Genomic DNA, 17,281 nt, shown 5'->3' with positions numbered 1-17,281 from the left:
TAATAGGGGAGCGGGACATGCGCTTCCGTAGGGTATGTTTCAGCCCTGGGTTACAAGCCAGTATCGCAACAGAATGAAGGCCAGTGCGAAGACATAGCCGCAGGCGAAGCGACTTCTATGCCAGCCACTCAGCAGGAACGCGGCCAGTCCGGCGAGCAAGGGGACAAACAAGACAATAGCGATGCTCCATGCTCCGGTGGTGAGCCGCGTGGGCAAGATAAACACGCTGATATCGCCGGCCGCCGCTCCGAAGATGGCCCACCAGATGATCGCCGCCCAATGCCTGGGTTTGCGGCGAAGCTGTTCCATGGGGCGGAGCTGGGCTACTGAACGGAAGCCTAGTTCGTATAGGCCCTGCAGTAGAAGGCCGACTAGCCAACCTCCGACGAGATCCAGCATTGGGCGTCCTTGTGATCTGGTGGCTTATCGTATTCCAAGGGGTGGGTTAGGCGATGGCCGGATGCACATTGATGTTGGGAGGGTGCGGTCGCGACTGAAGTCGCTCCTACAAGCTAGCCGTGCCTGCCTGAGTTTGTAGGAGCGACTTCAGTCGCGACGGGAGCGCGTGGTCGGGAAGGGAACCCCGAGTAGCCTCAGCCTCCCCGAGTCGTCATCCCGGCGCAGGCCGGGATCCAGTGACGTCGGTTTCTGGTTGTCGCGATCGAGCCGATGCGTGTTGGCTCTTGCGATAACCGATCACAAAGTCACTGGGTCCCGGCCTTCGCCGGGATGACGAGTGGGGAAGGTCGATGTTGCGATGCAGGTCTTCGACTTGCACAGCAACAAAGAAAAACCCGCCTCGATAACGAGACGGGTTTTTAAATAAAGCCCCTGGCGGTGACCTGTTGCAGTGCGGGTCTGCGACCCGAACCGCAACAAAAGAAAAACCCGCATCGATTGATGCGGGTTTCTCAGTATAAAGCCCCTGGCGGTGACCTACTCTTGCATGGGCAATGCCACACTACCATCGGCGCAGCTGCGTTTCACTTCCGAGTTCGGGATGGGATCGGGTGGGACCACAGCGCTATAGCCGCCAGGGAAAGGGTTGGATCAGCGCTTTAAGCGCCAGATCCAATGAGGTGTAAACGAGTGACAAGCGTCTGGTGAATTGAGATGTTTCGTTGAGGCTTCGTGTTACGAAGCGTCTTGGGGTTATATGGTCAAGCCTCACGGCTCATTAGTACACGTAAGCTCAATGCATTGCTGCACTTCCACACCGTGCCTATCAACCACCTAGTCTTGATGGTGCCTTAAGGAGAGTCGAGCTCTCGGGAGATCTCATCTTGGGGCGTGCTTCCCGCTTAGATGCTTTCAGCGGTTATCACTTCCGTTCGTAGCTACCGGGCAATGCCATGGGCATGACAACCCGAACACCAGCGGAACGTCCACTCCGGTCCTCTCGTACTAGGAGCAGCCCCCCTCAAATCTCCAACGCCCACGACAGATAGGGACCGAACTGTCTCACGACGTTCTGAACCCAGCTCGCGTACCACTTTAAATGGCGAACAGCCATACCCTTGGGACCGGCTACAGCCCCAGGATGTGATGAGCCGACATCGAGGTGCCAAACACCGCCGTCGATATGAACTCTTGGGCGGTATCAGCCTGTTATCCCCGGAGTACCTTTTATCCGTTGAGCGATGGCCCTTCCATACAGAACCACCGGATCACTAAGACCTACTTTCGTACCTGCTTGATCCGTCGATCTCGCAGTCAAGCACGCTTATGCCTTTGCACACAGTGCGCGATGTCCGACCGCGCTGAGCGTACCTTCGTGCTCCTCCGTTACTCTTTAGGAGGAGACCGCCCCAGTCAAACTACCCACCATACACGGTCCCTGATCCGGATTACGGACCTAGGTTAGAACGTCAAGCACTTCAGGGTGGTATTTCAAGGATGGCTCCACCGAAACTGGCGTCTCGGTTTCGTAGCCTCCCACCTATCCTACACAGAAGAACTCAACGTTCAGTGTAAAGCTATAGTAAAGGTTCACGGGGTCTTTCCGTCTTGCCGCGGGAACGCTGCATCTTCACAGCGATTTCAATTTCACTGAGTCTCGGGTGGAGACAGCGCCGCTGTCGTTACGCCATTCGTGCAGGTCGGAACTTACCCGACAAGGAATTTCGCTACCTTAGGACCGTTATAGTTACGGCCGCCGTTTACTGGGGCTTCGATCAAGAGCTTCGCCTTGCGGCTGACCCCATCAATTAACCTTCCAGCACCGGGCAGGCGTCACACCCTATACGTCCACTTTCGTGTTTGCAGAGTGCTGTGTTTTTGATAAACAGTCGCAGCGGCCAGGTTACTGCGACCCTTCTCAGCTCAGCTACGCATGTAGCCACCAAAAAGGGCGCACCTTCTCCCGAAGTTACGGTGCCATTTTGCCTAGTTCCTTCACCCGAGTTCTCTCAAGCGCCTTGGGATTCTCACCCTGCCTACCAGTGTCGGTTTACGGTACGGTTTCTCTGTAGCTGAAGCTTAGTGGCTTTTCCTGGAAGCGTAGTATCAGTCACTTCGTCCTAATGGACTCGTCTCGGTGCTCGGCATAAAGCATCCCGGATTTGCCTAAGATGCATGCCTACCGCCTTTCCCCAGGACAACCAACGCCTGGTAGACCTAACTTTCTCCGTCCCCACATCGCACTACAGACAAGTGCTGGAATATTAACCAGCTTCCCATCGACTACGCATTTCTGCCTCGCCTTAGGGGCCGACTCACCCTGCGCCGATGAACGTTGCGCGAGGAAACCTTGGGCTTTCGGCGTGGGGGCTTTTCACCCCCATTATCGTTACTCATGTCAGCATTCGCACTTCCGATACCTCCAGCAGACTTTACAATCCACCTTCACAGGCTTACGGAACGCTCCTCTACCGCGCACACATAGTGTGCACCCCGAGCTTCGGTGTATAGCTTAGCCCCGTTAAATCTTCCGCGCAGACCGACTCGACCAGTGAGCTATTACGCTTTCTTTAAAGGGTGGCTGCTTCTAAGCCAACCTCCTGGCTGTCTATGCCTTTCCACATCGTTTTCCACTTAGCTATAACTTTGGGACCTTAGCTGCGGGTCTGGGTTGTTTCCCTTTTCACGACGGACGTTAGCACCCGCCGTGTGTCTCCCGTACATTCTGTCCTGGTATTCGGAGTTTGCCATGGTTTACTAAGCCGCGATGGCCCGCTAGCCATAACAGTGCTCTACCCCCAGGAAGATTCATACGAGGCGCTACCTAAATAGCTTTCGAGGAGAACCAGCTATCTCCGAGTTTGTTTAGCCTTTCACTCCTATCCTCAGCTCATCCCCATCTATTGCAACAGATGTGGGTTCGGTCCTCCAGTGCGTGTTACCGCACCTTCAACCTGGCCAAGGATAGATCACTCGGTTTCGGGTCTACTGCCAGAGACTATGCGCCCTATTCAGACTCGGTTTCCCTTCGCCTCCCCTATACGGTTAAGCTTGCCACTGACAGTAAGTCGCTGACCCATTATACAAAAGGTACGCAGTCACCCTTGCGGGCTTCCACTGCTTGTACGTATACGGTTTCAGGGTCTATTTCACTCCCCTCTCCGGGGTTCTTTTCGCCTTTCCCTCACGGTACTTGTTCGCTATCGGTCGGTCAGGAGTATTTAGCCTTGGAGGATGGTCCCCCCATGTTCAGACAAGGTTTCACGTGCCTCGCCTTACTCAATTTCATGCACGGTGCCCTTTCGCCTACGGGGCTATCACCCGCTACGGCTGGCTTTTCCACACCATTCGACTAAAACACTGTGCACTTTTGGGCTAGTCCGCGTTCGCTCGTCGCTACTGACGGAATCTCGGTTGATTTCTTTTCCTTCAGGTACTTAGATATTTCAGTTCCCTGAGTTCGCTTCCATGAGCTATGTATTCACTCATGGATACTCCTTACGGAGTGGGTTTCCCCATTCGGACATTACCGGATCAAAGCTTGTTGCCAGCTCCCCGATACTTTTCGCAGGCTGCCACGTCCTTCATCGCCTCTGACCGCCAAGGCATCCACCGTATACGCTTAATTCGCTTGACCATATAACCCCAAGTCGCCTCAGGATTAATGCCAATCGCATTTCGCTTTACTTGCCTCAACGACACATCTCGATTCGGTTTCGAACCAAGACGCTTGTCACTCGTTTACATTTTCAAAGAACACGACATCGGCCTCAACGCCGATACGTTTCAATAAATCTTTTGTGTGCGCTACACATCCAAATCGCTTCAGATCGCTTTCGAACTGGTGGAGCCAGTCAGGATCGAACTGACGACCCCCTGCTTGCAAAGCAGGTGCTCTCCCAGCTGAGCTATGGCCCCATGAACTAAGGGTCCTTCCCAATAATGGTGGGTCTAGGTGGACTCGAACCACCGGCCTCACCCTTATCAGGGGTGCGCTCTAACCACCTGAGCTACAGACCCATAAAGCTTCTCGGCCTTATAGGCCTCGCGCTCTATCGCGCGGTTTGGATGTGCAGGTGTCTTGTGTGGACGTCTTGACGTTGGACGTCTGTCGTTTCTTGAAAGGAGGTGATCCAGCCGCACCTTCCGATACGGCTACCTTGTTACGACTTCACCCCAGTCATGAACCACTCCGTGGTCGTCGTCCCCCTTGCGGTTAGACTAACGGCTTCTGGAGCAACTCACTCCCATGGTGTGACGGGCGGTGTGTACAAGGCCCGGGAACGTATTCACCGCAGCATAGCTGATCTGCGATTACTAGCGATTCCGACTTCATGGAGTCGAGTTGCAGACTCCAATCCGGACTGGGATCGGCTTTCTGGGATTAGCTCCACCTCGCGGTATTGCAACCCTCTGTACCGACCATTGTAGTACGTGTGTAGCCCTGGCCGTAAGGGCCATGATGACTTGACGTCATCCCCACCTTCCTCCGGTTTGTCACCGGCAGTCTCCTTAGAGTTCCCACCATTACGTGCTGGCAACTAAGGACAAGGGTTGCGCTCGTTGCGGGACTTAACCCAACATCTCACGACACGAGCTGACGACAGCCATGCAGCACCTGTGTTCTGATTCCCGAAGGCACTCCCGCATCTCTGCAGGATTCCAGACATGTCAAGGCCAGGTAAGGTTCTTCGCGTTGCATCGAATTAAACCACATACTCCACCGCTTGTGCGGGCCCCCGTCAATTCCTTTGAGTTTCAGTCTTGCGACCGTACTCCCCAGGCGGCGAACTTAACGCGTTAGCTTCGACACTGATCTCCGAGTTGAGACCAACATCCAGTTCGCATCGTTTAGGGCGTGGACTACCAGGGTATCTAATCCTGTTTGCTCCCCACGCTTTCGTGCTTCAGCGTCAGTGTTGATCCAGATGGCCGCCTTCGCCACTGATGTTCCTCCCGATCTCTACGCATTTCACCGCTACACCGGGAATTCCACCATCCTCTATCACACTCTAGCTCGCCAGTATCCATTGCCATTCCCAGGTTGAGCCCGGGGATTTCACAACAGACTTAACGAACCGCCTACGCACCCTTTACGCCCAGTAATTCCGATTAACGCTTGCACCCTTCGTATTACCGCGGCTGCTGGCACGAAGTTAGCCGGTGCTTATTCCTCAGGTACCGTCAGCCCCATAGGGTATTAACCCGTGGTATTTCGCTCCTGATAAAAGTGCTTTACAACCCGAAGGCCTTCTTCACACACGCGGCATTGCTGGATCAGGCTTGCGCCCATTGTCCAATATTCCCCACTGCTGCCTCCCGTAGGAGTCTGGGCCGTGTCTCAGTCCCAGTGTGGCTGATCATCCTCTCAGACCAGCTATCGATCGTCGCCTTGGTGAGCCATTACCTCACCAACTAGCTAATCGAACATCGGTCCATCCAACCGCGCGAGGTCTTTCGATCCCCCGCTTTCTCCCGTAGGACGTATGCGGTATTAGCGTAAGTTTCCCTACGTTATCCCCCACGTCTGGGCAGGTCCCGATGCATTACTCACCCGTCCGCCACTCGCCACCCACAGTATTGCTACTGCTGTGCTGCCGTTCGACTTGCATGTGTTAGGCATGCCGCCAGCGTTCAATCTGAGCCAGGATCAAACTCTTCACTTAAGTTTTCGATGGCCGAAACCATCTATCTTTCTGAAGCGTTAGTCCTAACCATAAACGTCAAGCTTTTGAATTGACTCTTAGGTTAGACGCTTGCATTTGTTGGACAGATTTTCCGCCCAACGCAAGACGCCCACACAAGTCACCTGCGCACACTGTCAAAGATCTCAACCACTTGCGTCCGATTTCTCGATCCGCTTCGGAACATTTCGTCCCGAGTGAGCCGCCCATATTACATCGTTTTTCCTGTCCGTCAACACCTTCGTGAAGATCAATTTTCAGCGGAGGGTGGAGCAGGAAACCTTCGCGGAGGACGTCTCGTCGAAGGGGTGTGAATCATAGCGCCGGCCGTCATGCCTGTGAAGGGGGGAATGACGATTTTTTTCCATTCGATGACGGTCGAGGCCGACGTTACACTCGCCCGCGCCCTTCCCACTATAGAGAGTGCCCATGATGAAACGCCTGCCGCTTTCCGTGCCCATCCTTGCCCTGGCTCTTATGGCGGGCTCTGCTCTGGCCGCCAACGCGGCGAAGACACCCAGCGTCGCCCTGCACGGGAAGACCTTTTCGACCGAACTGGCGCTCGATGACGCCGGCCGCGAGCACGGCCTGATGGATCGCACCCGGCTGGCAGCCGATCACAGCATGCTGTTCGTGTTTCCCAATGCCGAAACGCGCTACTTCTGGATGAAGAACACGCTCATCCCGCTGGACATCCTGTATTTCGATAAGGATCGCAAGCTGATCGCGATCGCTGCGGAGGCACAGCCGTGCAAGGCCGATCCGTGCAAGGTCTATTCGAGTTACGGATCGGCCCAGTACGTACTGGAGCTGGCCGGTAGCGTGGCCAAACAGGCCGGGATTCAGGTCGGCGACGAGTTGACGATCAATGGCGACGTGAGCGGCGCACGCTGATTGGCCGCCGGTGTATCGGCAAGGCCGTGCGTGCATGGCACGCCGACACGATAGGGAATCAACGACTCGGGAAGCAGTTTTTCCAACATGTCCCACTCGTCTTCGAAGGGGATGAACTGCTGCATGGTGTTTGGCTCCTGGTAGTGCACGCCCCCAAAGGCGGGGCGCAGGAGCATAAGAACAGATGCTTAGGGATTCAGAGGTGAAGAAATCGGGCCTTTTACGGGCAAAGCCCGGCAAGGCCGGGCCCTGATACGACTTGGACGACGATGCGCGAGCGCGATCAGTCGATTTCGATCATCTCGAAATCTTCCTTGGTCGCACCGCAATCCGGGCAGGTCCAGGTGTCCGGCACATCGGCCCAGCGCGTTCCGGGCGCAATGCCTTCGTCAGGCAGACCCTCGGCTTCGTCGTAAATGAAACCGCAAACGACGCACATCCATTTGCGCAGGGTGGTGGTATCGGAGCTAGGACTCATCAGAAAAGGCTTGAATGGCTTAGGGAAAGCGCCATTCTCGCAACTCGCTCGCCGTTGCGAAAGCGCTTTTTCGTCACGGCACCTCAGATTTACATGGGAAGAGACATGCACCCTGTTCGATTTTCCGGCCGCGGCCTCTACATCATCACCGACGGCCCCCGCCTCGACCTGCTTGCCGTGACGCGCCAGGCGCTGGAAGGCGGCGCCCGGGTACTGCAATACCGCGACAAGACCCCGGATCATGCCCGGCGGCGCGAGGAAGCCCTGGCGCTGAAAGCCCTTTGCGCCGAATTCGGCGTGCCGATGATCGTCAATGACGATGTCGCACTGGCACATGCCGCAGATGCCGACGGCGTCCATCTGGGCGAAGACGATGGCGATATTGCTGCCGCGCGAGCAACCCTGGGCGCACAGGCGATCATTGGCGTGTCCTGTTACGACAGCATCGATCGGGCTCGGGCCATGGCGGCGGCGGGTGCCGATTACGTCGCCTTCGGCGCGTTTTTCTCCTCGCCCACTAAGCCGGATGCCCGCCGCGCTCCACCTGAGCTGTTGCGGCAGAGCGCCGCGCTGGGCGTGCCGCGGGTAGCGATCGGCGGCATCACACCGGACAATGGCGGCGATCTGATCGACGCGGGCGCCGATTACCTGGCCGTGATCTCCGCCGTATTCGGCGCCGACGACGTACGCGCCGCCGCGCGCCGATTTGCCGATCTCTTTCCCCATTCAACGCCTAACGGACCGACCCGATGAGCAGCAACCACGAACTTTTCCAGCGCGCGCAACAGCTGATGCCCGGCGGCGTGAATTCGCCGGTACGCGCCTTCAAATCGGTCGGCGGCGAACCGTTCTTCACGGCGCGCGCGGACGGCGCCTACCTGTGGGACGTCGAAGGCAAGCGCTATATTGACTACGTGGGCTCGTGGGGGCCGATGATCGTCGGCCACAATCATCCGCATGTGCGCGAAGCGGTAGAACGCGCTATACGCGATGGCCTTTCGTTCGGCACACCGTGCCCGGCCGAAGTCACTATGGCCGAAACCATCGTCAAACTGATCCCCTCGGTGGATATGGTGCGCATGGTCAATTCGGGTACCGAGGCGACGATGTCGGCGATCCGCCTGGCGCGCGGCGCCACGGGACGCTCGAAGATCGTCAAATTCGAGGGTTGCTACCACGGCCATGGCGATAGCTTTCTGGTGAAAGCCGGCTCGGGCGCGCTCACGTTCGGTGTGCCTACCTCGCCTGGCGTGCCCAAGGAAAATGCCGATCTCACGCTCACCCTGCCCTATAACGATCTGCAGGCAGCCAAAGCACTGTTTGCCGAACACGGCCATGAGATCGCCGGACTGATCATCGAACCGGTTGCGGGCAATATGAACTGCATCCTGCCGGTAGACGGCTATTTGCAAGGTCTGCGCGAGCTGTGCACGCAATCGGGCGCACTGCTGATCTTCGACGAAGTGATGACCGGTTTCCGTGTGGCGCTGGGCGGCGCGCAGGCGCATTACGGCATCACGCCGGATCTCACCACCTTCGGCAAGATCATCGGCGGCGGTATGCCGGTGGGTGCCTATGGCGGCCGTCGCGACCTGATGGAGCAGGTAGCACCGGCGGGCCCGATCTACCAGGCCGGCACGCTTTCCGGTAACCCGGTCGCCATGGCGGCAGGTCTGGCGATGCTGGAGCTGATCCAGGCACCGGGCTTCTACGACACGCTGGCTGCGCGCACTCGAGTGCTCACCGATGGCCTGCAGGCGGTCGCCGATGGTGCGGGCGTGCCGTTCAGTGTGAACCGCGTGGGCGGCATGTTCGGCCTGTTCTTTACCGGCGAAACGGTCACCAGCTACGCACAGGCGACCAAAGCGGATACGACACGATTCAACCGCTATTTCCACGGCATGCTGGAGCGCGGGATCTACCTCGCACCCTCGGCCTTCGAAGCCGGGTTTCTATCCAGCGCGCACAGCGATGAGGACATCGCCGCGACTTTGCAGGCATCGCGCGACGTGTTGCAATCGCTCGACAAAGGATAACGACAGAAGGATTTTTCCCATGAACCAGCGCGCGACGCAGTCGGCACTGACGCGATTCAGTCCAGCAAAAGGCGCACCGTGGCGCGCGCATTGGTTCCATATCATCTTCGGCCATGACGACCGCGCCGGGCGCGCTTTCGACCTGGCGCTGATCGTCATGATCGTAGGTAGCATCCTCGTGTCGATACTCGACACTGTGGCCAATCTGCACATCGGCTGGAGTCGCGTTTTCTACGCACTGGAATGGCTGTTCACGATCGCCTTCACGATCGAGTTCGGCATGCGCATCGCCGTGGTCAACCGGCCATGGCGCTACATCTTCAGCTTCTTCGGGATCGTCGACCTGCTGGCCGTATTGCCGACCTATCTGAGCCTGTTCTTCATCGGCAGCCAGTATCTGGTGGTGATCCGCGCGCTACGCATCCTGCGCATCTTCCGCATTCTGAAGTTGACCCAGTACATGGGCGAGGCCGATCTGTTGTGGTCGACGCTCATACGCGCTCGACGCAAGATTCTTATCTTCATCAGCACGATCATGACGCTCGTGGTGATCTTCGGCGCACTGATGTATCTGATCGAAGGGCCGGAGAACGGGTTCGACAGCATCCCACGCTCGATGTACTGGGCCATCGTGACGATGACGACGGTGGGCTTCGGCGACATCACGCCGCACACCACGTTGGGGCAGATGGTGACATCGGTGATCATGCTGGTGGGTTACAGCATTATCGCCGTGCCTACGGGGATCTTTGCAGCGGAGCTGGCGGCGGAGATGCGTTCGAAACACGGGGCGCATTGCGCGGCTTATGATCTTGCCGATCATGCGGCGGATGCGAAGTTTTGCCGGGGGTGTGGGGCGCGGCTAGAGAAGTTTTGATTCTCTTCTGCCATGTATTACAGGGGGACGGTCGCGACCTCAATCGCGACCGCAGCCATCAGCCAGCGACGAACGCCCGTAACGCATCGCCCAAACGCTTCACACCTTCGGCCATGTCTTCCTCACCGATATTGAGCGGCGGCACGAAACGCAATACATCGGGTCCGGCCTGAAGCACCAGCAAACCATGCGCAGCAGCGTAGTTGAGGATGTCGCCGGCCTTGCCCTTGTACGCATCGGCCAGCACGGCGCCGATCATCAGCCCGCGACCGCGAACTTCCGAAAAGATATTCAGCTCGCTGTTGAGCACGGCCAGCTTGTCGCGCAGCACCTGCGCCTGGTTGTCCACATTGGCCTGGATTTCCGGCGAGGAAAGCTTGCGCAGCGCGACACGCGCCACCGCTGCCGCCATCGGATTGCCGCCGAAGGTGGTGCCATGCGCACCAAACTGCATTACCTCGGCCACCTTCGGACCAGCGAGCATGGCGCCGATCGGGAAGCCGCAACCCAGCGCCTTGGCCAGGGTGACGATATCGGGGGTGACATCATCCTGTGTATGCGCGAACAAGGTGCCGGTGCGCCCCATGCCGCACTGGATTTCGTCCAGCACCAGCAAGGCGTTGTACTGGTCGCACAATTCGCGCGCGCGCCGGATGAAACCGGATGTGGCCGGCAGCACGCCGCCTTCGCCCTGCACCGGTTCGAGCATGACGGCTGCCACATCGCCCTGGGCAAAGGCGGCTTCCAGCGCGGCGGCATCGTTGAAATCGAGATAGCGGAAGCCACCGGGCAGAGGCTCGTAGCCTTCCTGGTACTTCGGCTGCGCGGTGGCTGTTACCGTGGCCAGCGTACGGCCATGGAACGAGCCGCGGAACGTGATGATGACGCGCTTGTCCGCAGGACGACCCTGCGCCGTTGCCCACTTGCGCACCAGCTTGATCGCCGCCTCGTTGGCTTCCGCACCGGAGTTGCACAAGAAGACGCGCTCGGCAAAGCCGGAGGCCTCGACCAGTTCCTCGGCCAGCCGTAGCGGCGGCTCGGTGTAGAACACGTTGCTGGCGTGCCAGAGCTTCTGCGCCTGGGTGGTCAGCGCCTCCAGCAAATCGGGGTCCTGGTGGCCGAGCGCGTTGACCGCAATGCCGCCACCCAGGTCGACGTAGTCGCGGCCGGTGGTGTCCCACACGCGCGCGCCCTTGCCGTGGTCGAGCACCAGGTCGCGCGGTCGATACACCGGCAGCCAATAGCGCTTGCCGAGATCGATGAGTGACTGTGCCGAACCGTCTTGCGATTGCATGAAAGTGCTCCAGGCATCGCCAGGGCGACGCCACATCGGTCAAAGGGGATGAATGCGGCCCTGGGGCGCCCGCATCGGACATACATCGTACGGCTAGCGACCCTGCTTTGCACGTCGACACTGTAACAAGCTGGCAAGCTGTATCAACCCTGTTACACCCACCGAAAAACGCGACAACCACGCCATTTTTCAGGGGTCGACACGCGCGCCGCCGGCCGCTCAGCTGTAACGCGCGCAATACGACACCCCTTCGAAATTCGACGCGATTTGCCGAAAAATGGCGCAGTTGAGCCATTTTCTCGCTTGGCATGCCGATTGCCATCACTCCTGTGCAACACGGATAGGGGAGCGACGATGGAGAGCCCGCACAAATCCAACGCGCATCGCGAGATCGCGGCGGCATCACTGGCGAGCCTCGCTGCCACACTGGCAGCGATTCGTGCACATGCGGGTGATGTGCACGAGGGCGCGCAGACCTCCTCTGAAGAAGGTTCAGACCAGGACGATTCGAGCGTCGACGCAGATGGCGAGCAGCCGCTGCTGATGCGTCGGCTTATGAGTTAAGCCATCGAGCTATGCCGGTGGCAACGTGGGCGGTAACCCGGCAACCCCTGTAGCCGGGGCACCAATGGAAGCCCCCGACCCGTCCCCTGCGGGTCGGGGGCCTTCCTCTTTTTGGGGTCGGGCTCTTTCAGCGCAGTTCGTCGAGCGCAAGCTGATGCTTCTTGCACAGCCGATAGATCGTCACCCGCGAGACCTTCAGGCGACGCGCACACTCGCTGATATTGAAATGGCTTTCGCGCAGGCACGCGATGATCGCGTCGCGCTCGGCGGCCACCCGCGTATGGCCCAGACTGGAACGTGCTGCCGTGGATGCCGACACATCGGATAAATCCAGATCCGCCACGCTGATCAATGCATCCTCGGCCACCACCGCCGCGCGCTGCACACGATTGAGCAACTCACGCACATTGCCCGGCCAGGCGAAGTTGCGCATCGCCTGGCGCGCCGACCGACTGAATGCACGGGCGTGACTGCTGTGCTGCTCACGGAATGCATCGAGAAATTGCTGTGCCAGCAATTCGACATCATCGCCTCGCTCGCGCAAGGCCGGCATGCGCAGGCGCAATACGTTCAAGCGGTAATAGAGATCCTCACGGAAACGGCCCTGTGCGACGGCCTTTTCCAGGTCGACATGCGTGGCTGCCAGCACGCGCACGTCCAATTTGATCGATTGACTGGACCCGACGCGTTCGACCGTACCTTCCTGCAAAAAGCGCAGCAGATTGGTTTGCGCATCCAGCGGCAGATCGCCGATTTCGTCGAGAAACACCGTGCCGCCCGCTGCTGTTTCAAAATGCCCGATACGGCGCGCATTGGCGCCGGTGAAGGCACCGCGTTCGTGCCCGAACAGTTCCGAATGCACCAGGTTGGGCGGCAGGGCACCGCAGTTGATCGCGGCGAACGGCCGATCGGAACGCACCGACAACGCATGCAAGGCGCGCGCGGCCACTTCCTTGCCGGTACCGGTTTCGCCGGTAATCAGTACCGGCAGTTCGACCGGCGCGTACTTGCGTACGCTGGCGATCACCGCGCAGGTAGCTTCGCTGTCGCCGGTGATACCGAGCGCGTCATGCTGCGACTGCAAGCGCAGCTCGCCACTGAGACGTCGCAGTGCGTCGAGCAGGCGCTCGACATCCAGCGGGTCGGTAAAGAAATCCATGCTCGCTTGAAGTATACGTTCGAACGGCGACTCCAGCGTCGGCATATCCGGCGACACCAGCGCCAGCCACGGCAGGCGAGGATGTTCTGCCATCAACCGCTCCATGGCCTGCACGGACTGCGCGCTCGTGTCGCGCAGATCCGCCAACGCCACCACGATGTCGCCATTACGACGTCCTACTCCGCCTTGCCCGTCGGCTTCGGCTACGCGGGTGATCCATCCCGCATTCGCCAGCTGTTGTCGTTCCTGTTCGGCTGGACGGCCGAACCAGACAACGCAGCGCTTGGCGTCATCCCCCATTGCAGCCATCGCTCCTCCCAAACCCAAATCGGGTCAAAAGTCGCGACCAGGTCGAGGCCCCCTTCCCTTCAACACCTGGCCGGTACGGCGCCGGTTATTAACCGGGTGCGACTGTTACTAAAGCGTGATATGCATCACACAATATACACCGGCGTGGATGACAGCTACTGGTCAAAACGGGGCATTGCACTCGAACGGAAGCCCGAATACGGGGGCGTTCGGTAGAACGAATGGCCTAGCGGCACGAGGGAGCTGAACGCCCCTCGTGCCCTGGCGCCCAGCGTTACCAAACGCCGGTGTTGGGCATCGACGCCCAGGGTTCCTGCGGCGGCAGATGCCCGTTCTGCAGCAACTCCACCGAAATCAGGTCCGGCGAGCGCACGAAAGCCATGTGGCCGTCGCGCGGTGGGCGGTTGATGGTGTAACCCATCGATTGAAGGTGTGCGCAGGTCTTGTAGATGTCCTCGACCTGGAACGCCAGGTGGCCGAAGTTGCGCGCGCTGCCATAGTCCTCTTGCGAGTCCCAGTTGTGCGTCAGTTCGATTTCCGCGTCCGGCGTTTCCGGCGCGGCCAGAAAGATCAGCGTGAACTTGCCGGCCGCGTTGTCCATGCGACGGTTTTCCTTCAAACCGAGGCCTTCACAGAAAAAGCGCAAGCTGGCATCGACGTCGCGGACGCGGATCATGGTGTGCAGGTACTTCATAAGAGGTCTTCTAGGCTTCCAGGAATAGGTCGGGCAAAAGAGGCTGCGTGGCATCGACGGCGTAGGCCGAGAAGTCATGAACGCCGTCTTCGCGCAATACCTCTTCGTCGATAAGGAAGTTGCCGGCGAAACCCTTCGCGCTTCGGCTCAGCACCGCATGTGCCGCATCGGCAACGATCTCGGGCTTGCGGCAGCGGTCGATGGCGACACCCGCAATCATGTTCAACGCATCGGTGGCGACGATCGTACGCGGCCACAAAGCGTTGACGGCGACACCCTGCGGACCGAACTCGCCAGCCAGACCCAGCGTGACGAAACTCATGCCCATCTTTGCCAGGGTGTAACCGGTATGCGGCGCCCACCATTTCGGATCGAGCGAAGGCGGCGGCGCGAGCGTGAGGATGTGCGGATTGTCCGAGCGGAGCAGATGCGGCAGGCAGGCCTGCGCGCAAAGGAAACTGCCGCGTGCGTTCACCTGCTGCATGAGGTCGAAGCGTTTCATCGGCGTATCCAGCGCACCGGCCAGCCAGATCGCACTGGCGTTGTTGACCAGGATGTCGATGCCACCGAACGCTTCCACCGTCGCCGCGACCGCGGCCTGTACTTCGGCTTCTTCGCGGATATCGCATTTGATCGGCAAGGCCTTGCCGCCCGCCGCGACGATCTGCTCAGCGGCGCTGTAGATGGTACCAGGCAGCTTCGGGTTCGCCACGCTGCTCTTGGCGGCAATGGCGATATTGGCACCGTCGCGCGCGGCACGTAGCGCTATCGCCAGCCCGATGCCACGTGATGCGCCAGTGATGAACAGGGTCTTGCCGGCCAATGAACTCATGCGCGCCTCGCCATAAAGAGAAGGCATGCAGTTTAGTCCTTCTGGAATCTCGGCAGGATGTCACGCAGTTCGGCCAGGCGGCGTACCGGATCGTTGAGCTCGAGCATGTGCTGCTGTTCGTCCGCATGCAACGGCAGCAACTCGGCCAGGCGAAAACCCACCCAGCCCGCATCGTCATAGGCGCTACGGGGCGCGTGCCGCCACTGCGGTGCCATGTTGTCGATCAGGCGTTCGAGGATAGTCGCCAGCAGCGCGAACTCGACCGGCACCGATACCTTGGGCTCCTCCGGCCACAGCTCGACTTCGCCACGCACCAGTCCATCGTCGCGGATGCGCGTACGGCGCGCGCGAAAGCGCTCGCCACCCTCGGTGACGATACCGAGCAGACCGTCTTCGCGATTATGAAAATCGGCGATGCGCGCCAGGGTGCCCACGGCCGCCGGGATCGCCGGCAAGCCCGCCTCCTGGCCCTCGAGAATCATGCAGACACCGAACGGGCTGCCGGTGCGGGCGCACTCGCGCACCATGTCCAGATAACGCCGCTCGAAAATGCGCAGCTGCAACTGTCCGCCCGGGTACAGCACGGTACCCAGCGGGAACAGCGGCAAGTCCAAGGTGGGCATGGAAGCGGCCATGGGCGCAGTGTACGGAATCAGCCCGACAATGCCTGCACGAAACGCCGCGGCGCCGCCTCGAAACCGCCGTTGGACATGAACACCACGTGGTCGCCCGGACGGGCCTGTGCCCGCAGCGCGGCGATCAGTGCATCGACCGTCGGCGCGGTGGCGCCGCGGCCATGCAAGGCGTCGGTGACACGTTGTGCGTCCCAGGGAAGTTCGGGGCGCTGCAGAAAGACCACGGCATCCGCGTCGGCCAGCGACGGCGCGAGCCCATCGGCATGCGCGCCCAGGCGCATGGAGTTCGAACGCGGCTCCAGCGCTACCAGAATCCGCGCCTTGCCGACATTCGCGCGCAGGCCGGCCAACGTGGTGGCGATCGCGGTGGGGTGATGCGCAAAGTCGTCGTACACACGCACGCCGTTGACGTCGCCCACCAGCTCCATCCGGCGCTTCGCGCTTTGGAACGTCGCGAAGAACGGCAGCAATGCCCGTGGGTCGGCGCCTGCCGCGTTGGCTGCCGCCAGGGCAGCCAGCGCGTTCATCACGCTGTGCTGGCCCAGCAAAGACCAATGCACCTCGCCAATCAATGCGTCGCCGCGATGCACGCGAAACGCGGAACCATCCGCTTCGATCAGCTCGGCGCGCCAGTCGCCGGCACCGATGCCGAAGGTTTCCACGGGCGTCCAGCAGCCCATCGTCAGGACTTCGGCAAGGTAATGGTCATGCGCGTTGACGATCAGGCGGCCGTTGCCGGGCACCGTGCGCACCAGATGGTGGAACTGGCGCTGGATCGCCGCCACGTCGGGGAAGATGTCGGCGTGGTCGTATTCGAGATTGTTGAGAATGGCGATGCGCGGGCGGTAGTGCACGAACTTAGAGCGCTTGTCGAAAAAGGCCGAGTCGTACTCGTCCGCCTCGATCACGAACGGCTTGCCCTGCCCCAGCCGCGCCGACACGTCGAAATTGCCGGGCACACCGCCAATCAGGAAACCCGGCGCCAGTCCGGCGCTTTCGAGCAAATGCGCCAGCAGGCTGGTGGTGGTGGTCTTGCCATGCGTGCCGGCCACCGCCAGCACTTCGCGACCGGTCAGTACGGTTTCGCCCAGCCACTGCGGGCCCGAGACGTAGCGCAACTGCTCGTCGAGCATGTATTCGATAGCGGGATTGCCGCGGGTCATCGCATTGCCGACGACAACCAGGTCAGGCGTCGGTTGCAGATGCGCCGCGCTGTAGCCCTGCATCAGCTCGATACCCAGCGATTCGAGCTGCGTGCTCATTGGCGGGTAGACGTTGGCATCGGAGCCTTCGACCTGCTCGCCCAGCTCGCGTGCCAGCGCGGCGACGCCGCCCATGAAGGTGCCGCAGATGCCCAGGATGTGCAGACGCATGCTCGACTCGTATCAACTTCAAAGAGGGAGGACGTCTGGACGTCCAAAACGAT

Annotated in this window: 14 protein-coding genes, 2 tRNA genes and 3 rRNA genes; 5 read left to right on the top strand and 14 right to left on the bottom strand. The window is 59.8% G+C overall.

Annotated features, from left to right (window positions below; translation table 11 throughout):
- Positions 1 to 39: 39 nt before the first annotated feature.
- The 6 genes from QMG46_RS07030 to QMG46_RS07005 form a co-directional block, all read right to left on the bottom strand.
- Positions 40 to 309 (bottom strand): hypothetical protein, encoded by a 270-nt coding sequence (locus tag QMG46_RS07030; protein WP_281851776.1) that lies wholly within the window; start codon positions 307 to 309, stop codon positions 40 to 42.
- A gap of 614 nt (positions 310 to 923) precedes the next feature.
- Positions 924 to 1,038: ribosomal RNA gene (rrf, locus tag QMG46_RS07025) — 5S ribosomal RNA — on the bottom strand.
- 118 nt (positions 1,039 to 1,156) lie between these two features.
- Positions 1,157 to 4,036, bottom strand: a 23S ribosomal RNA gene (locus tag QMG46_RS07020).
- 205 nt (positions 4,037 to 4,241) lie between these two features.
- A tRNA-Ala gene (locus QMG46_RS07015) sits at positions 4,242 to 4,317 on the bottom strand.
- 25 nt (positions 4,318 to 4,342) lie between these two features.
- A tRNA-Ile gene (locus QMG46_RS07010) sits at positions 4,343 to 4,419 on the bottom strand.
- A 101-nt stretch (positions 4,420 to 4,520) separates the two neighbouring features.
- Positions 4,521 to 6,065, bottom strand: a 16S ribosomal RNA gene (locus QMG46_RS07005).
- The 16S, 23S and 5S rRNA genes sit together here with 2 tRNA genes alongside, the layout of an rRNA operon.
- A 447-nt stretch (positions 6,066 to 6,512) precedes the next feature.
- Between QMG46_RS07005 and QMG46_RS07000 the strand changes: the two genes are divergently transcribed.
- Complete coding sequence (locus QMG46_RS07000; RefSeq protein WP_281851775.1) at positions 6,513 to 6,977, top strand: DUF192 domain-containing protein; 465 nt, start codon at positions 6,513 to 6,515, stop codon at positions 6,975 to 6,977.
- Here the strand turns inward: QMG46_RS07000 and QMG46_RS06995 are convergent.
- Both QMG46_RS06995 and QMG46_RS06990 read right to left on the bottom strand, forming a co-directional pair.
- A complete protein-coding gene (locus QMG46_RS06995; protein ID WP_281851774.1) occupies positions 6,926 to 7,102 on the bottom strand; it encodes a hypothetical protein in 177 nt (58 codons plus the stop codon). The two genes, QMG46_RS07000 and QMG46_RS06995, sit on opposite strands and share 52 nt — an antisense overlap.
- 158 nt (positions 7,103 to 7,260) lie before the next feature.
- Entirely contained in the window at positions 7,261 to 7,455 is a 195-nt protein-coding gene (locus tag QMG46_RS06990) for a rubredoxin (RefSeq protein WP_281851773.1), read from the bottom strand.
- Positions 7,456 to 7,560: 105 nt separating this feature from the next.
- Between QMG46_RS06990 and thiE the strand changes: the two genes are divergently transcribed.
- Genes thiE through QMG46_RS06975 form a run of 3 tightly spaced genes read left to right on the top strand, consistent with a single transcriptional unit; the run spans position 7,561 to position 10,368 of the window.
- The gene (gene thiE, locus QMG46_RS06985; RefSeq protein WP_281851772.1) at positions 7,561 to 8,208 is read left to right on the top strand and encodes a thiamine phosphate synthase; all 648 of its coding nucleotides are present in this window, start codon (positions 7,561 to 7,563) and stop codon (positions 8,206 to 8,208) included.
- The gene (gene hemL / locus QMG46_RS06980) at positions 8,205 to 9,491 is read left to right on the top strand and encodes a glutamate-1-semialdehyde 2,1-aminomutase (RefSeq protein WP_281851771.1); all 1,287 of its coding nucleotides are present in this window, start codon (positions 8,205 to 8,207) and stop codon (positions 9,489 to 9,491) included. Before thiE ends, hemL begins: the two co-directional genes overlap by 4 nt.
- Before the next feature lie 19 nt (positions 9,492 to 9,510).
- Entirely contained in the window at positions 9,511 to 10,368 is an 858-nt protein-coding gene (locus tag QMG46_RS06975) for an ion transporter (protein ID WP_281851770.1), read from the top strand.
- A 58-nt stretch (positions 10,369 to 10,426) separates the two neighbouring features.
- Here the strand turns inward: QMG46_RS06975 and QMG46_RS06970 are convergent, their stop codons facing one another.
- Complete coding sequence (locus QMG46_RS06970; RefSeq protein WP_281851769.1) at positions 10,427 to 11,662, bottom strand: acetylornithine transaminase; 1,236 nt, start codon at positions 11,660 to 11,662, stop codon at positions 10,427 to 10,429.
- A 354-nt stretch (positions 11,663 to 12,016) separates the two neighbouring features.
- Between QMG46_RS06970 and QMG46_RS06965 the strand changes: the two genes are divergently transcribed.
- Positions 12,017 to 12,226: a hypothetical protein gene (locus tag QMG46_RS06965; RefSeq protein WP_281851768.1), complete on the top strand. Its 210-nt coding sequence runs from the start codon at positions 12,017 to 12,019 to the stop codon at positions 12,224 to 12,226.
- 127 nt (positions 12,227 to 12,353) lie between these two features.
- Here QMG46_RS06965 and QMG46_RS06960 read toward each other — a convergent pair whose 3' ends face one another.
- From QMG46_RS06960 to mpl, 5 genes are all read right to left on the bottom strand, one after another.
- The gene (locus QMG46_RS06960; RefSeq protein WP_281851767.1) at positions 12,354 to 13,694 is read right to left on the bottom strand and encodes a sigma-54 dependent transcriptional regulator; all 1,341 of its coding nucleotides are present in this window, start codon (positions 13,692 to 13,694) and stop codon (positions 12,354 to 12,356) included.
- Between the two features lie 274 nt (positions 13,695 to 13,968).
- Entirely contained in the window at positions 13,969 to 14,388 is a 420-nt protein-coding gene (locus tag QMG46_RS06955) for a VOC family protein (RefSeq protein WP_281851766.1), read from the bottom strand.
- Positions 14,389 to 14,398: 10 nt separating this feature from the next.
- Entirely contained in the window at positions 14,399 to 15,220 is an 822-nt protein-coding gene (locus QMG46_RS06950) for an SDR family oxidoreductase (protein ID WP_281852831.1), read from the bottom strand.
- Positions 15,221 to 15,252: 32 nt separating this feature from the next.
- Positions 15,253 to 15,843 (bottom strand): LON peptidase substrate-binding domain-containing protein, encoded by a 591-nt coding sequence (locus QMG46_RS06945; protein WP_281851764.1) that lies wholly within the window; start codon positions 15,841 to 15,843, stop codon positions 15,253 to 15,255.
- 29 nt (positions 15,844 to 15,872) lie between these two features.
- Positions 15,873 to 17,228, bottom strand: a complete 1,356-nt coding sequence (gene mpl / locus QMG46_RS06940; protein WP_281851763.1) for a UDP-N-acetylmuramate:L-alanyl-gamma-D-glutamyl-meso-diaminopimelate ligase — start codon at positions 17,226 to 17,228, stop codon at positions 15,873 to 15,875.
- Positions 17,229 to 17,281 lie beyond the last annotated feature (53 nt).

The sequence above is a fragment of the Dyella sp. GSA-30 genome (assembly GCF_027924605.1).
In the GTDB taxonomy this organism is placed as follows: Bacteria; Pseudomonadota; Gammaproteobacteria; order Xanthomonadales; family Rhodanobacteraceae; genus GSA-30.
This window is presented reverse-complemented; position numbering and strand designations above follow the sequence as displayed.

What these genes read in the sequence shown, in the direction of transcription:
- QMG46_RS07030 (WP_281851776.1), bottom strand. Translation starts at nt 309, where the DNA reads ATGGAACAGCTTCGCCGCAAACCCAGGCATTGGGCGGCGATCATCTGG.
- QMG46_RS07000 (WP_281851775.1), top strand. Translation starts at nt 6,513, where the DNA reads ATGATGAAACGCCTGCCGCTTTCCGTGCCCATCCTTGCCCTGGCTCTT.
- QMG46_RS06995 (WP_281851774.1), bottom strand. Translation starts at nt 7,102, where the DNA reads ATGCAGCAGTTCATCCCCTTCGAAGACGAGTGGGACATGTTGGAAAAA.
- QMG46_RS06990 (WP_281851773.1), bottom strand. Translation starts at nt 7,455, where the DNA reads ATGAGTCCTAGCTCCGATACCACCACCCTGCGCAAATGGATGTGCGTC.
- thiE (WP_281851772.1), top strand. Translation starts at nt 7,561, where the DNA reads ATGCACCCTGTTCGATTTTCCGGCCGCGGCCTCTACATCATCACCGAC.
- hemL (WP_281851771.1), top strand. Translation starts at nt 8,205, where the DNA reads ATGAGCAGCAACCACGAACTTTTCCAGCGCGCGCAACAGCTGATGCCC.
- QMG46_RS06975 (WP_281851770.1), top strand. Translation starts at nt 9,511, where the DNA reads ATGAACCAGCGCGCGACGCAGTCGGCACTGACGCGATTCAGTCCAGCA.
- QMG46_RS06970 (WP_281851769.1), bottom strand. Translation starts at nt 11,662, where the DNA reads ATGCAATCGCAAGACGGTTCGGCACAGTCACTCATCGATCTCGGCAAG.
- QMG46_RS06965 (WP_281851768.1), top strand. Translation starts at nt 12,017, where the DNA reads ATGGAGAGCCCGCACAAATCCAACGCGCATCGCGAGATCGCGGCGGCA.
- QMG46_RS06960 (WP_281851767.1), bottom strand. Translation starts at nt 13,694, where the DNA reads ATGGCTGCAATGGGGGATGACGCCAAGCGCTGCGTTGTCTGGTTCGGC.
- QMG46_RS06955 (WP_281851766.1), bottom strand. Translation starts at nt 14,388, where the DNA reads ATGAAGTACCTGCACACCATGATCCGCGTCCGCGACGTCGATGCCAGC.
- QMG46_RS06950 (WP_281852831.1), bottom strand. Translation starts at nt 15,220, where the DNA reads ATGAGTTCATTGGCCGGCAAGACCCTGTTCATCACTGGCGCATCACGT.
- QMG46_RS06945 (WP_281851764.1), bottom strand. Translation starts at nt 15,843, where the DNA reads ATGCCCACCTTGGACTTGCCGCTGTTCCCGCTGGGTACCGTGCTGTAC.
- mpl (WP_281851763.1), bottom strand. Translation starts at nt 17,228, where the DNA reads ATGCGTCTGCACATCCTGGGCATCTGCGGCACCTTCATGGGCGGCGTC.